Annotated in this window: 11 protein-coding genes; 2 read left to right on the plus strand and 9 right to left on the minus strand. The window is 36.3% G+C overall.

The features are described 5' to 3' along the window. Window positions 1-6: 6 nt before the first annotated feature. Complete coding sequence (locus JST55_05815) at window positions 7-351, plus strand: hypothetical protein (GenBank protein MBS1493002.1); 345 nt, start codon at window positions 7-9, stop codon at window positions 349-351. After that, window positions 351-839 (plus strand): hypothetical protein, encoded by a 489-nt coding sequence (locus JST55_05820; GenBank protein MBS1493003.1) that lies wholly within the window; start codon window positions 351-353, stop codon window positions 837-839. Before JST55_05815 ends, JST55_05820 begins: the two co-directional genes overlap by 1 nt. A 1-nt stretch (window position 840) precedes the next feature. On the opposite strand, the gene JST55_05825 is transcribed toward JST55_05820, so the two are convergent. The 9 genes from JST55_05825 to JST55_05865 all read right to left on the minus strand — a co-directional run bounded on the left by JST55_05825 (window position 841) and on the right by JST55_05865 (window position 14,446). Beyond that, window positions 841-1,218 (minus strand): VOC family protein, encoded by a 378-nt coding sequence (locus JST55_05825; GenBank protein ID MBS1493004.1) that lies wholly within the window; start codon window positions 1,216-1,218, stop codon window positions 841-843. An 8-nt stretch (window positions 1,219-1,226) separates the two neighbouring features. Continuing rightward, a complete protein-coding gene (locus JST55_05830; GenBank protein ID MBS1493005.1) occupies window positions 1,227-2,684 on the minus strand; it encodes a glycosyltransferase family 39 protein in 1,458 nt (485 codons plus the stop codon). Between the two features lie 108 nt (window positions 2,685-2,792). Then, window positions 2,793-4,412 carry an Rne/Rng family ribonuclease gene (locus tag JST55_05835; GenBank protein ID MBS1493006.1) on the minus strand — a complete coding sequence of 540 codons (1,620 nt, stop codon included), beginning with the start codon at window positions 4,410-4,412 and terminating at the stop codon, window positions 2,793-2,795. 150 nt (window positions 4,413-4,562) lie between these two features. Beyond that, window positions 4,563-5,885, minus strand: coding sequence for a transcription termination factor Rho (gene rho / locus JST55_05840; protein MBS1493007.1), 1,323 nt, complete (start codon window positions 5,883-5,885; stop codon window positions 4,563-4,565). A 189-nt stretch (window positions 5,886-6,074) separates the two neighbouring features. Then, window positions 6,075-7,181, minus strand: coding sequence for an MFS transporter (locus tag JST55_05845; GenBank protein MBS1493008.1), 1,107 nt, complete (start codon window positions 7,179-7,181; stop codon window positions 6,075-6,077). Between the two features lie 335 nt (window positions 7,182-7,516). Continuing rightward, on the minus strand, window positions 7,517-8,725 hold the full coding sequence (locus JST55_05850; protein MBS1493009.1) for a T9SS type A sorting domain-containing protein: 1,209 nt from the start codon (window positions 8,723-8,725) through the stop codon (window positions 7,517-7,519). A 114-nt stretch (window positions 8,726-8,839) separates the two neighbouring features. After that, window positions 8,840-11,299 carry a proprotein convertase P-domain-containing protein gene (locus JST55_05855; GenBank protein MBS1493010.1) on the minus strand — a complete coding sequence of 820 codons (2,460 nt, stop codon included), beginning with the start codon at window positions 11,297-11,299 and terminating at the stop codon, window positions 8,840-8,842. Next, window positions 11,289-11,495, minus strand: coding sequence for a hypothetical protein (locus JST55_05860; protein ID MBS1493011.1), 207 nt, complete (start codon window positions 11,493-11,495; stop codon window positions 11,289-11,291). The genes JST55_05855 and JST55_05860 overlap by 11 nt, the downstream gene beginning before the upstream one ends. Window positions 11,496-11,680: 185 nt before the next feature. Continuing rightward, window positions 11,681-14,446 (minus strand): hypothetical protein, encoded by a 2,766-nt coding sequence (locus JST55_05865; protein ID MBS1493012.1) that lies wholly within the window; start codon window positions 14,444-14,446, stop codon window positions 11,681-11,683. Window positions 14,447-14,650 lie beyond the last annotated feature (204 nt).

A 14,650-nucleotide genomic window follows, 5' to 3' on the forward strand; every position in this document is an offset into this window, starting at 1 on the left:
TTTTATATGAAAACATCCAGCGAAATAAAAAATAAAATTAGAATTACTGCTAAAAAAGCATCAATTCTTGCAATGAAAGAATTGAAAAGTTTCCCTAAATATTCTGATGTAAAAAATTTATTGTTAGAAGAAGTCGAGCTTTCAAGAGATAGATTGTTTTGGAATGTTACTCTTAGTTTCGATCCCTTTTTACCTACAAAACAAGGTGCACTCGGTTTAACAGATGTAATGAAAGTTCTTGGGACTAAAATTCAGGATATAAAATACAATCCACACCGTATATTTAAAATTTTTAAAGTTAATACTCAAACCGGTGAAGTGGAATCAATGAAGACGCGAAAGATAGCTTAATGAGTTATGAAAATATAAAATCTGTTCTTCTAGATACAAACTTGCTGTTCCTTTATTTAACAGGACTATATGATCAAAGTTTAATTGAGAAGGTATCAAGATTAAGCAACCATTTTGTTAATAATGATTACTTTATATTAAAAAACTCTCTTAAACGATATAATAATTTTATTACAACTCCACACATACTCACCGAAACTTCAAATTTTTTATTTCAAGGTAATATTAAGAAATTTCCAGGTTTATTAAAAAGAGTTGTCTCAACCTTGCAAGGATTTGAACAAATAAATCAGGAAAAAAACCAATTGATAAATTCTAAGTATTTTGAATCTTTTGGTATAACAGATACAGGGATTATAGAAATAGCCAAACAAAAAAAGACCATGATATTTACAATTGATTCAAAATTATGGGGAGAATTAAGAAATTTACAATTACCTTACGAAAACTTTAATAATATTAGGGGTAAAAATTATTTCCAAAAATAACTTACTCTTCATTCCTGCTATCGAGATATTGATTGAATGAAATTCTGTTTCCGAACGGGTCATGTACTCTCATTTCCAGTGAATTCCATGGAGTTTCATCAACACCCGGACGATTGTATTTATATTTCTTATCGAGCAATTCCTTATTATACGTTCTCACATCGTTTAGCTCGACAAAAACTTGTGAGCCAGGACAAGCATCTCCGTGATGTTCTGATAAATGTAATGTTACATATTCTCTGGAGACCTGCATATATACGGGAGCGTTACCATCGTCTCCGCGATTTTCCCAGTCAATTTTAAATCCGAGAAAATCAACATAGAACTCAACAGCTTTTTTATAATCAAAAATTCTGAAGATTGGTTTTACTTTATTCACTTATAAATTCAATTTAATTTCAGAATGAAATAGTCAACGTTATCAGCAATGACTTTATATTGTTTTTTTAATTCTTCAAAATTCTTTTTTTCTTCATCATTTTCAAGAACAGATTTTTCACCTGAAATAATTTTAGCTCCATTATTTTTTTTGTCTCTGATATTTTCAGAGTTAATCTTATCGGGATTTACAGCCCAGCCTTTTCTATCAGCCCTGTACAAAAACAGCGGGTCGCCATTGCATACTGTTATAATCAGATCGTTCTTATCAGATGATTTTTTTATTTCTTCAGACATTTTAAATAACGGCGAATCTATATCCTCGTTCTTATAAAAATTACTAATGCGTAAAAAGCTTAGTATAAGCGTAAAAACAAAAAATAAAATGAATACATACGAAAGCCAGTTTTTATTTTCCTGTGATGAAAAATCAGAAAGTTTTATAGGAAAGTATTTAGCAAATGCCTTTCCTGCAAATACTGCTGCCGGAAGTATAAACGGCAGTTGATAATATTCGTGGACCTGATTTCCCTTTGCAAGAAGCAGGATATAAAGCACTATGCTTAGCAGCCATACATCGAACAATCTCTCCCGGAAATTTTTTCTTTTAATAAATAAACCCATTACAAAAGGAATGAATGCTGCATAAGTGAAATGTCTTTCAGCTATGCTTTTAAAAAATACATCGTTATAAAATTTAAAGCTAAGGATTATATTAAGGTTTGACCATTTATCTTTTGAATCCCACACACCAAATGTTAAACCCGTTTCTTTTAACAGCTGGTTTGCATGGTAATACCAGAGTATAACCGGTATAAAAATCATAACAACCAGAAGCAGTAACTTCCAGTTAACAAATAATTTCCATTTATATTTTGTGTAAGCTAAAAACAATAACGGGAAACCGAGATAGAGACATGGAATTTTAATCAGCACTGCAAACACAACAAACAAATACGCATATATAAAATATTTCCAGTTCTCTTTATCAATCCACTCTGAAAAAAAATATATTCCGTAAACAGAGCACATAAGGAATGTTGTCTCAGGCATTACGGCACGATTGAAATAAATATTAAGCGGAATGATTCCGTATATCAATGCAGACCAGAGCCCTGCATTCTCTGAAATAAATTTTCTGACCAGTAAATAAATTCCGTAAAGTAAAAATAAAGAAGTTATAACAGAAAGTATTCTGCCGACTGCATCATTTACTCCTGTAAAATTATAGATAAGTGAAATTATATAGGGATATATATGAAACTCGGATTCAACATAGCCGGGAGTTGTTCCGCGCCAGTCAATTTGCGGATATAAAATATTATGACCTTCTTCATAAAAATTCTTTGCTATTGCAGCGGTATCTGCCTGTCGCCACGCATGCCAGCCCGATACCGGAAAAGCAATGTGATAAAGTCTAATTGCAAAACAAAATGCCAGTATATAAAATATTGTTTTACTCTTCATATAGTTTATCAACTTAAATAAAACAAAAAGGCTTATCAATAATAAAATTGATAAGCCTTTGACGATTATTGCGTTACGAAGCGGGAGCTTCGTAACGAGATCAAAAATCTATTGGTCGTACTCTTCTGTTACGTCCTTATTGTTATGTTTTTTTGAAATGATTTTTATATCATCGAATGCAAGTGATTCATCTGCTTCAAGCTTTATCTTTATAAAATACTTGAGTGACATTCTTCTTACTTTGCTGAACCAGCCTGATTCAAGATAAGTTTTCAGATAAGGATTTACTTTTAATGTAATGAAGAATCCGTTATCACCGCCTTTATAGCGCTGCAATATTCTTTCAAGACGCGTTAAGAATCCTGCGCGTGAAGAAATTCTTCCCGAACCTTTACACATCATACATGTATCCGATACAGAGTGAATGATTGTCTGGCGGATTCTTTGTCTGGTTATCTGGCAAAGTCCGAAATCACTTAAAGGAAGAACAGTTACTTTTGCTCTGTCCTTTCTGAATTCTTTTCTGACTTCTTCATAAAGTTTCTTTTTATTTCTGTCATCGTAAAGGTCGATAAAATCGATTACGATAATTCCACCGATATCTCTTAATCTTACCTGGCGTACAATTTCATTTGCAGCTTCGATGTTTGTTGCAAGTGAGTTCACTTCCTGGTCTTTCGACTTCGCATACTTGCCGCTGTTAACATCAACAACTGTCATCGCTTCAGTGGCTTCTATAATTATATAGCCGCCGTTTTTTAGCCAGACTTTCCTGCGCATGGTTTCCTGTATCTGCTTCTCTACATTGTAGGAATCAAACAAAGGCTGATTGCCGCTGTATAGCTGTACTCTCGGCAAAAATTCAGGTGAAGTTTCTTCAAGGTAAGTAACTATTTCCCTGTGAAGTTTTTTGGAATCAACAATAACTTTGTTAACATCTTCGCGGAATAAATCACGAATTACAGAGTTTAGTGTTGAAGCATCTTTATAAAGAAGCGTCGGTGGTTTTTCTGTTTTTAGCTTTGCGGAAATTTCATTCCAGGTATTGATGAGATTGTTTAAATCATCAAGGATAAGTTTATCCTCATTACCCTGAGCAACTGTGCGGATGATGATTCCAAATCCTTTAGGGAGTGCAGACCTTACTAGTGACCTGAGTCTTCTTTTCTCTTTTGAGTTAAATATCTTTTTAGATATACCTATGCGGCTGCCGAAAGGCATAAGAACAAGATATCTTCCCGGTATTGAAACTTTGGAAGTTACACGGAAGCCCTTCTTACCAACGGGTTCCTTGGTAATCTGAACGACAATATCCTGACCGCGTTCGAGATTAATTTCTTTTTGTGAATGTCTGTTTCCGTTGCGATGATCGTTTGACCTGTTACCGTTTGCACGGTTACCGTTGCTTTTGTTATCTGCCGGCTTTTGTTCCTCTTCTTCATCATCGTCTTCGTCGTCGAAGTCGGAGTCATCTCCGATAATGGAAGAGTATTCGTCAAGCGAATCGCTGATATCTGAAAAATGAAGGAAAGCGTCCTGCGGAAACCCCAAATCAATAAAAGCAGCCCTTATTCCGGGTATTACTTTTCCTGTCTTGCCTAGGTAAATATCACCTACATTTCTTTCTGTTTCCGGTGTTTCTAAAAAAAGTTCGGCTATTCTGCCGTCTTCCGTTATCGCTATCCTTGTCTCATCAGATGTCGCATTAATTAATATTTCTTTTTTCATCGTAAGTCGTGTTAGTTCAAATCATCAAATCAGATTGTGATAAGTAAAAATTGTTAAAAATCATAGTATTGAGGTTTTGTGCAAACCTTCTTTATTTTAGAGAACGATTTTTTTGTCTCTTTGCTTTTTAGAAAGAGATAATAAATCCTGTTAAGAATTCATTGAAGCGAGGAATTCTTTGTTTGATTTTGTTCCTCTCATTTTCTCGAGAAGGAATTCCATTGCTTCAACAGGGTTATATTCAGATAATAACTTTCTTAAGAGCCATACTCTTGTAAGAGTTTCGCTTGTCATAAGAAGTTCTTCTTTTCTTGTTCCCGATTTATTCAAATCGATTGCAGGGAATACTCTTCTATCGGATAGTCTTCTATCCAATACAATTTCCATATTACCTGTTCCTTTGAATTCTTCAAAGATAACTTCGTCCATTCTGCTGCCTGTTTCGATAAGCGCAGTAGCAATAATTGTTAAGCTGCCGCCTTCATCAATGTTTCTTGCAGCGCCGAAGAATCTTTTTGGCTTATGTAATGCGTTTGCATCCACACCGCCCGATAATATCTTTCCGCTGTGCGGAATAACTGTGTTGTGAGCTCTTGCAAGACGGGTAATACTATCAAGAAGTATTACAACATCTTTCTTTGCTTCGATAAGTCTTTTTGCTTTTTGCAGAACGATTTCAGAAACCTGAACGTGTCTTTCCGGTGGTTCGTCGAATGTTGAGCTAATTACTTCAGCATTAACGTGGCGTTCCATATCCGTTACTTCTTCAGGTCTTTCATCAATAAGTAAAACTATAAGGTGAACTTCAGGATGATTTTTTGTTATGCTGTTTGCAATCGTTTGCAGCAAAATTGTTTTACCGCTTTTCGGTGGTGAAACGATAAGACCTCTTTGACCTTTTCCTATAGGAGTAAATAAATCCATTATTCTCATTCCGTATTCACCGGGAGCAGTTTCAAGATTTAATTTTTCGTTAGGATATAAAGGTGTGAGGTTATCAAATAAAATTCTGTCTCTTATTGTATCAGGGCTCTCGAAGTTTACTGCTTCTACTTTAAGAAGAGCAAAAAATCTTTCGCCTTCTTTAGGAGGACGAACCTGGCCGCTGACTGTATCACCGGTTCTTAATAAAAATTTCTTTATCTGTGATGGAGAAACGTAAATATCGTCTGGTGAAGGAAGATAGTTATAATCTACTGAGCGTAAAAATCCGTATCCGTCGGGAAGCACTTCAAGTACTCCCACTGCATAGGCAAATCCGTCGTTCTTTGTTTGTGCTTCGATTATTTTAAAAATCAGTTCCTGCTTTTTGAGGTCGCTGTAACCTGCCACTCCGAGTCCTTTAGCAATCTCGATAAGTTCAGCAACTTTTTTTGATTTTAAGTCAGTAACATTTTTAGATTTTGCATCAGGCGTAAATCCATTTGAAGAAGATGCGGGTTTAGTTCTTGTGTCTGTTGTTTTCGTATCCATTGGTTAGTTTTGAATATCCTTTAGCGGGATTAAAATGATGGGGTAAATATTTATAAAATTATAAAATAGATTTTTTATAGGGCGATTAACAAATCTTAAAATTTAATAAGTAAGAAAGTAATAGATGAGTTAATTGATGTTAGGTTAAAACTATCACAAAACGTTAATAATTTCAAGGGATAAATTACATCAAGCCTCAATTTCCTTAATTCGCAGAAATCCGAAATAAACTGCTATTATAAGAGCGCCGGCTGCAGAAACTGCAAACGTTAATCCGGGTGTAAAGCTGCTCCATAAAAATCCTGCAAGAGCGCTTGCCAGCATCGTGAATATACTATTAAAAGAAAGAAAGAATCCTAAAGCGGTACCGGTTTGATTTTGTGGAACAAGGTTGGTTATCCATGCCTTCGAAATTCCTTCCGAAGATGCAGCAAAAACTCCGTAGATTATAAATACTATAACAATAAATATGAAACTAAGTTCCAGCGACATCATAAAGTACACAAGCGCGAATAAAAATAACCCGCCGATAAAAACTTTTTTCATCCCTAATTTATCTGCCAGTATTCCTATGGGATATGAAGCAATTGCAAATATAAAATTATAAAATATATAAGCTCCGATAACATACGTATCGTTATAGCCCATTGATTTTATTTTCAGCAATAAAAAAATATCGGAACTGTTCATCAAAGCAAAAAATAAAAATCCGATTACTATTTTTTTATATTCAGCGGGAGAGTTCTTCCAGTACTTTAAAAATGCAAGAAAATTATAACTTGGTTTCTCAGCCGGCGGAGGCATCTTCTTTTCTTTTATTAAAAAAGTAAGAAGCAGCCCAATCATTCCAGGAATGAATGCAATAAAAAACATTGTCTGGTAATCATCGGGCCTGTAATAAATATATACAAGCGCAAATATGGGACCTATAAAAGCACCCACTGTATCCATTGCTCTGTGAAGACCGAACACTTTACCTTTATTCTCTTTAGTTGTCTCAGCAGAGAGCATTGCATCACGCGCAGAAGTTCTTAATCCCTTTCCGAATCTATCGAATGTACGCGCAAAGAAAATCCACACAGGATGCACAAAAAGCGCAAACATTGGTTTTGTAATTGCGCTGAGGAAATAACCGCTCTGAATAAATATTAATCTTTTACCTGATGCATCGGAGAGTTTACCGAAATATCCTTTGCTTAGTCCGCTGGTAACATCTGCAAGACCTTCAAGAAGTCCGATAAGAAAAATGGAGAAGCCGATATTTTTAAGATAAACAGGGAGAATTGGATACAGCATTTCACTGGCTATATCATTGAACAAACTGACAAAGCAGAGAATCCATACTGTTCTTGTAAAAATTTTGGAAGCCAATGCCGGAGTTTTTTAGAAAGTAATTAAGGTCTTCCTAATATGTAATGTAGAATTTTAGTGAGTGAATATCAGAACAAATATAAGGAATGCAAATCCTACAGTGATTAAAATTTTTTCTTTCAAAAATTTTATTTCTTTCAAACTTTTTTTACTGTAGTCATACTGTTCTAAATTAATTTTCATTGCGGGGTATATTGGATTAAAAATTTAATAAATAATAGCGGACGCAATTCTCGTACGTCCGCTATCGGTTAAATAAATTATTTTACCAAAACCATTTTTTTACTGACTGATTCGTTGTCGGTCTGGATTCGGTAGATATACAATCCACTCGCAAATCCTGTGCCGTTAAAATCAATTGTGTAATACCCCGCCGGCTTAAGTTCGCCGTTTAGCAGACTTGAGACTTCTCTTCCCGTCATATCATATACTTTTAACATAACTTTAGAATCAATTGGAAGAGCAAAATTTATTTTAGTTGTCGGGTTGAAAGGGTTAGGATAATTCTGACTAATTTCAAATTTATTTGGCACGCCGACTTCAACTTCGTTAGCAAGGTCATAATATTTGTAATTACCGTTGAAATCAACCTGCTTCAATCTGTATTTATATTTTGCAGTTTGTAGATTCTTATCTTCAAAAGAATAATTAGTAGCTGTGTTTGAAGTCCCTGCTCCGTTTACAAATTTTACTTCACTCCATTGTAGTTCGTTTCCTGATTTTGTTCTTTCAACAGAAAATCCTTTGTTATTCTGTTCGCTTGCAGTAGTCCAGTTAAGCGTTACAATATTTCTGTTAACATTAGATACGAACGATGAAAGTTCAACAGGCAACGGAGTAGTATTAGAAGTCTGTGAATCATCTGTTAAAAGATTTCCTGATGCAAAGTTAGTTGCGTTTGCTGAAGGACAGTTTCTCATATTATCAAATCTTCCTGCTGTTAAAAATCCTGATGCAGCATTATCAATTGTAATTTGCGCAGTACCGTTTGCATTTAATACGAGCCATTTTAACTGAGCAATTTCTCTGTAAGCGTTCGTTACAACAAATCCGCTATCCGCATCGCCTGAGCCGATAAGTTCTGCAGGAGTATTCCATCCATTCGAGTTTACTGCCGATGATAACGCTAACGGTGAAATAACGTATGCGCTATCTGATGTTACCGCTGTTTTTTGTCTGATAGATGATGTGTATCCTGTTCCGTTTGTTGGACCTGTGAATACAACGCACTGACCAATAGCAGAAAGACTTCTGATATTACCAAAGCTTGCAGCAGACCATCTTACTCTGATGGTGCCCTGGTTAATTGTAAAATCGGAACCGCCTGCCCCAGTCCATCTGACCTGAAGGGAGACTTTCAGAGTGTCGGGACCTTGTTTAAGAATTTGTGTTCTGTACTGCACATTCCATTGGCTGTACCCGTCGCAGAAAACAAATAGGAGGCTTAGTAGTAAAAGTAGTTTCTTCATGTTAGTTTAATTAAGTTTGAGTTTAAATTTTCCAACTTAATCCTATTATCGGGATTAAAGTCTTTATTTTATTTTTAAATTAGTAGATGAAAAATTATACTTAGTTTTTTTTTATCAAGGGTGATTCGTCTGATGGCCGAATCCCGTATTAAAAATTGTGAAATCATTTCCGTTCACTGTTCCGTCGCCGTTTAAATCTGAAGCTAAGTAACCGTTCTGTCCGAACTGCTGATTGAACAATGTGAAATCATTTCCGTTAATTGCGCCGTCCTGATTTATGTCTCCGCTGTACATACACCATCTTCCATTAATTGATATCAGATCGTTTCCATAAACTGAACTGGGCCCTGAAAGAATATTATAAGTTGTAGTTCCTCCCTGAGTGAACGACTGGGCAAGCTTTGTCCAGACAGCTAAAGAATTTCGGTGGCGGATCTCTATATAATAAGAACCATTAAGAGCATTGGCAAAAAAAGTTGTGGCGTAACCAAACTGATTTTCATATCCAATAGCCGAATCCAGCGCATCATATGGTGATGAACCGCGGTGTAGAATATACCTTACTGTATCCTGCACTTGAGAAGAGCCTCCCCAAAAACCTCCCTGGTTTGCAGTAATATTGCATCCCATTAAATTTGGTTTAGAAGAAATATTATTAAACTGAAGTCCCCATCCGTAAACTCTTCCGGTATCTCCTGGCAGAGCATCATTTACTCTCAGCTTCCAGTTCCCTTTTGTATTTCGGTTAGCGAAAGCAGTATTCATTGTTGTAAAAGGTTTTATCTGCGGAAGAAATGAACAGAACCTGTCGTTTATTATAGATGAATCTGCCTGGTCATTAAAAATTGTAACATATTGTCCGCGTCTCATTGAATTTCCTTTTACCATTTCTACTGAATCCCCGGACGGTGAAATGAGATACACAGTTAAATCTTTTTCGTAAGTATGGTTTACAGCTAAAAATAAATTCACATCGCTTATTCCCATACAGTAGGGAATATTGATTGTATCATATCTAGAAGAACCGGAAGTTCCTGTCATAGGAATTCTGAAATTATCATTTGATACATACCACGCTGAAGGAAAATTAAAATTATCTCCCTTAACTAATGGTGATACAGGAAAATTTTTCGAAACTGCAACATAGCTTGAAGAAAATTCTGCGCCGTTACGAAGGTATAATTTAGGAGAGGTGGCGTTATTATTTTCTCCTCCGCCGTCAAAATTATAACAAACAACATCAAATGCAGAAGGCCTGTCTCCAAGATCCATAGACTTGAATAAAAAATCATTGATTTGTGACTGAGATTTTACATACCCTGCAATTCTTACTTCGTCTATATATCCCTGAAAAAAGTAATCTGATGCATATTGTCCAATATAAATAGAGTCTGTGCTGTTGACAATATTTCCCAATGAGTTTGTACCTGAACCTGCTGTATCTCCGTTAATATAATATTTATAGCTGCCGTTAGAGGCGTCATAGGAAAATGCAACATGTGTCCATTGCCCGGCGGGAGCAATTGCGCTATTCCCTGAAGGAAAATTTATGTTACTATTTATAGAGGCATACACCGAATTACCCGAACCAAGATAAAGTCGGTAGTTTGCGTTTACTGCTCCCTTACAAATAACCGTACCCAGATCCGAAAATGCTCCTGAGTATGTTTTCTCCGGGTAAATCCATGCCTCCATAGTTATTGCGCCGGTAGGACTAACATTCGTATTGTCAGGTCCTGCCAGATAATCGTGTGAACCTGTGAGGTGAATACTTTGATTGGGAAAAACCGTAACTGAAGGTTTTGAACCTATATCATATGCAGTAACTCCGTTATTTTTTACCGTGTGTGCAAATTTTGATCTATCCGAAACAAGAAAAGGTGTTCCGGAATTATCAATATCCTGAAAGGAGATATTTAAATTACATTTACTGTAGGCGGTGTTGCTGCTGCCCTGAATTGAAAAAGTATTTCTATAATTACTTGATACATCACTTTGAAAGAAATGACCAAGCCACATCCGCACATCATCCATGTAACCCGAAAATGAACCTAGTCCGCTCACTCCGCCATAGCTTCCGATTAAAAGAGAGTCAGTTCCTGTTCCTATTACTGAACCAGGATAAACCCTGTAATCAGAAGCGGCTAAAACACCGTCAACGTAAATCTCTCTTATTTTCACAGTAGGATTACCTGTTATAGTTGTATCTCTGAAAATCACAGCCAAATGATACCATCTGTTTAAGTTTAATGAGGGACCTGCAAGATCAGGGTCACTACCAACATCATTTAATGTTCTTACATACAGATGACTGCTGTAAGCCAGCTGATAGTCCTGATATTTATCTAATAACTGACTGTAAGACTGCGGATAAGCAGTCATGCATACCCACATTTCAAACATACCTTCATCTATATTTGTCAGATCGGATGAATTTGGAATTGCAAGATATGTATTAGCAGTACCATTAAACTTCCCCGCCTGATTCCACGTCATCTGGGCAAATGATACTGTATTCAAAAATAATAAACTGCATAGGGAGAAAAGAAAATATCCGGCAATTTTATTTATCATTTCTTTTTTCTTTTCTGTTAATTTTTTTTGTTTCTTTTTTAATTTTTACCTTAGCGGTAATTTTTTTATTTTTTGAAAGTGATTTTTTCTTCTTTTTATTTTGCTGCTCAAGCTCTTCAAAATAATACATAGCCCAATACACAGACATAGATAGATTTAAAAAATTGTAAAATGTTTCTTTTTTAATTTGTCTCATATCGGGAGATGAATTATTCTGAAATTAAATGAACACTTTTCATACTGAGCTTTTTTTATCGGGCAATTTTTTTTAAGTTTTTAATTTCTGTTACAATGGAAGCTAAACCCGGGTCTTTGTCTCAATCCCCGATAATAATAAAGAAAAGGCCGGGTTTAGTACTTACCATAGTTATCCCCAAAATCTTAAGGGTGCAGGCTCTGATGACCAAAGCCCGTACTGAACGATGTAAAATCATTTCCGTTAACTACACCGTCGTTATTTAAATCTGAGTTCAGATATCCTGTCTGACTGAATTCAGAACTGAACGTTGTAAAATCATTTCCGTTAATTATTCCGTCTCCGTTTATATCACCTGAATACATACACCACACTCCGTTTGAGAAGACTAAATTATTTCCGTAGGCTGCATTCTGCCCTGTGGTCAGATCTATTACTGAATAATTTCCAATCGGTAATGATTGCGATAATGCGCTCCAGGTTTCCAATGAGTTTCTATGTTTTATAGAAACATAATAAGAACCTGCGGGAGCATTTGCGAATGATACTGAATCATTGTCCTGTGAATTTACAACCTTTACCACAGAATCAATTTTCGAGTATGGTGCTGAAGAACTCCTTAAATAAATTCTTACAGTATCGCTTGAAAGTGTTGAACCGTTCCATAATCCCTGAATTGAAAAAATTACTTTTAAACTTACTTCGTTTGCAAAAATTACCGATGGCTTTATTACATTTAATAAACTTGTTAATGCCTGCGGTACATTTGTAGGCTTAGGTCTATTCAACTGGTCGCCTGTATTAAGTCCGTGACATGAGTTACAGGTTGCAATTTCTCCCGGCTGAAATGTTAGCCAGAATCTCTCTCTCACAATTCCTTTCTTCGATGTATCTGTCATCTGCCAGCTTAATGCCCTGCGAGACGGCACAAAAGCTGCGAGTGAGCCGTCAGGAAAAATTCTCACGCTTCCCTGGGGTTCGTTGGGGTGAAGCGGAGGATTTTTAGCCATAGGATCATGCAAAGGAAGAGCAATTGGTCTTCTTCCCGATAAAGGATTATTTATATCATTATTCGGTCCCATATATCCGCGGACCTGGTCTGCCTGAAAAATCTGTAAGTGAGAGATGTCATAAACTTTGCCGCTTGCTCCTATTGTCTGCGCATAGTTTCCGGGATGTGTTCCGTTAGTATCAACAACTCTTAAATTGAATGGCTGCTGCTTATCATGTCCGTCACGTGTTGTTACATCACGGCTGACTATCAATGATAGATTGTTCTGTGTTAAATAATTTTTCACCTGTGTTACAGTAAGTCCTGCATTCTGTATTGCTGTTGTTTCCTGTGCAGGCAGGCTTCCCGGATTAATAGGATTTGTAGTCGGAACGTTTCTTGCTACAACTTCGCACGGGTCAAGCTCCCATAAGCGGACAGCATTCATTACAACCAGTGTATCCGGATTGTAGAACTTAATATTTTTTGTTGGGATATTACTTGTTAGCAATGTGTTAGCTCTGTAGTAAGGAGCCGTTTCAGCTATCAGTGTTTTAAGTCTGAACGAATACTTACATTTTGAATAAATCGTATCGTGAGTTGCAGATACAGTCCCTATCTCTGCTTCAACTGAAGTTGTATCTGAATGCGCTGCTATAAGCGTTCCATTTACGAGCGGCTGAATATTTTTATATCTGCCGAATGTAAAGTTAGTGCGTGTTACATATGAGAGAGTAGTGTTATCTGCATTCAATGGAGTCCCCCCGGCTCCAAGTCCTGCATTAGTCATTTTAAAAATGTAACCTGCGCCATGCAAATTAAGCGAGGTGACTGCGTCGATTGCATAGTATGTTCCCGGATTGCTTGGGTCTTCTCTGATTTGTAAAACATTACCTACATAATTCCCCTGACCGAATCTGCTGATGCCGACAAGGTTAGGGTCATCGGTAAAACTCTTATTGAAGAAATAAAGCAGCTCATGTCTTCCGATGTGATTAATTGTTTCCATGTTTGTGCCGTTCTCATTGATATTCCACGGAAAGAAAATATTTGTTTCCTGTCCAGTTAAGTTAGGAGGTAGGATATCCGTTCTGCTTGACTGCGGCTCAGGAAATGATTCAATATCCTGATTGCCCGGTACATAACTTATCTGAGTTCTTAATGCATTCTGTGTTTCATCTGCAAAATCAAACGGATAAAGTTTATTTACACCCGGATGAGCATATTCATCATCAACGTTTCCATCTCTTCTTAAATGGTCCCATCTTGAAAAAATTACTCTGCCGTAACTATCGATAAAAGGAGCAAAATCACCTGAAGGTGAGTGGTCAAGCTGAAATAAATCTCCGCTGTTTTCGTCTAAGCTCCATAAACCTGTAGTTGTAGGCTGACCGTGATATTCATCATATTGCGGATAAAGAAATGCCATACCGTTTCTCGGCATATCTGTCGAAAAAATTATTCTGCCGTTAGTTCCGTAAATCGGGCTGACGTTATTGTAATTAAGAGGCTGATTATTTATTTTTCTTATAACAGGTGTCTGAGCCTGGCCAAGATTTGTAACTTCGTAAATCTGCCAGTAGTAATGATTATTCTGATGAAGGGAGGCAGGCGCCCCTATAATCATGCTGAAAAGCGCCTTTGTACCATCCCATGAAACTGAGGGCTCTCTGACGGCTATGGAATTCTGATCCTGAAATCCGTTAGCGCCTGTTGAACCGTATCCACAAATAGCGGTAATATTTTTTAATGTCCCGTCAGGGTAAAGAATATATAAGTCTCCGCCGCGTCTTACATTCTGTATATCTCCAAGATGATTTGCAAAAGGATCGCCCATAGCATTATGACCGCCAGCAGCCGGAACCTGAGTTACGAAAATTATTGGGTTTGGGAGAGCTTTTGAATCTGAATTCAAAAGCAGGATTGCTGTTAAGCCTATTAAGAAGATTTTAGAAATCATTTTTATTCTTGTTTAAAACTGATTCAAAAATATATTTATAAGGCTGCCATCACAAAGAGACTTTTTTTATTTTGTTTACAAAATTTCGGAGGTGTGAGTTCAAAAATTTGGAAAATAAGCCAAATATACAGTTTTTTGCCTCATTTTTGTGTTTGAATTGTTTTAATATTCAGCTATGGAAAAAAAAATCGGAATGTTTTGAAA

The sequence above is a fragment of the Bacteroidota bacterium genome (assembly GCA_018266835.1).
Classification (GTDB): Bacteria; Bacteroidota; Ignavibacteria; order Tepidaquicellales; family Tepidaquicellaceae; genus JAFDZO01.

What these genes read in the sequence shown, in the direction of transcription:
- JST55_05815 (MBS1493002.1), top strand. Translation starts at nt 7, where the DNA reads ATGAAAACATCCAGCGAAATAAAAAATAAAATTAGAATTACTGCTAAA.
- JST55_05820 (MBS1493003.1), top strand. Translation starts at nt 351, where the DNA reads ATGAGTTATGAAAATATAAAATCTGTTCTTCTAGATACAAACTTGCTG.
- JST55_05830 (MBS1493005.1), bottom strand. Translation starts at nt 2,684, where the DNA reads ATGAAGAGTAAAACAATATTTTATATACTGGCATTTTGTTTTGCAATT.
- JST55_05835 (MBS1493006.1), bottom strand. Translation starts at nt 4,412, where the DNA reads ATGAAAAAAGAAATATTAATTAATGCGACATCTGATGAGACAAGGATA.
- rho (MBS1493007.1), bottom strand. Translation starts at nt 5,885, where the DNA reads ATGGATACGAAAACAACAGACACAAGAACTAAACCCGCATCTTCTTCA.
- JST55_05845 (MBS1493008.1), bottom strand. Translation starts at nt 7,181, where the DNA reads ATGCTGTATCCAATTCTCCCTGTTTATCTTAAAAATATCGGCTTCTCC.
- JST55_05850 (MBS1493009.1), bottom strand. Translation starts at nt 8,725, where the DNA reads ATGAAGAAACTACTTTTACTACTAAGCCTCCTATTTGTTTTCTGCGAC.
- JST55_05855 (MBS1493010.1), bottom strand. Translation starts at nt 11,299, where the DNA reads ATGATAAATAAAATTGCCGGATATTTTCTTTTCTCCCTATGCAGTTTA.
- JST55_05860 (MBS1493011.1), bottom strand. Translation starts at nt 11,495, where the DNA reads ATGAGACAAATTAAAAAAGAAACATTTTACAATTTTTTAAATCTATCT.
- JST55_05865 (MBS1493012.1), bottom strand. Translation starts at nt 14,446, where the DNA reads ATGATTTCTAAAATCTTCTTAATAGGCTTAACAGCAATCCTGCTTTTG.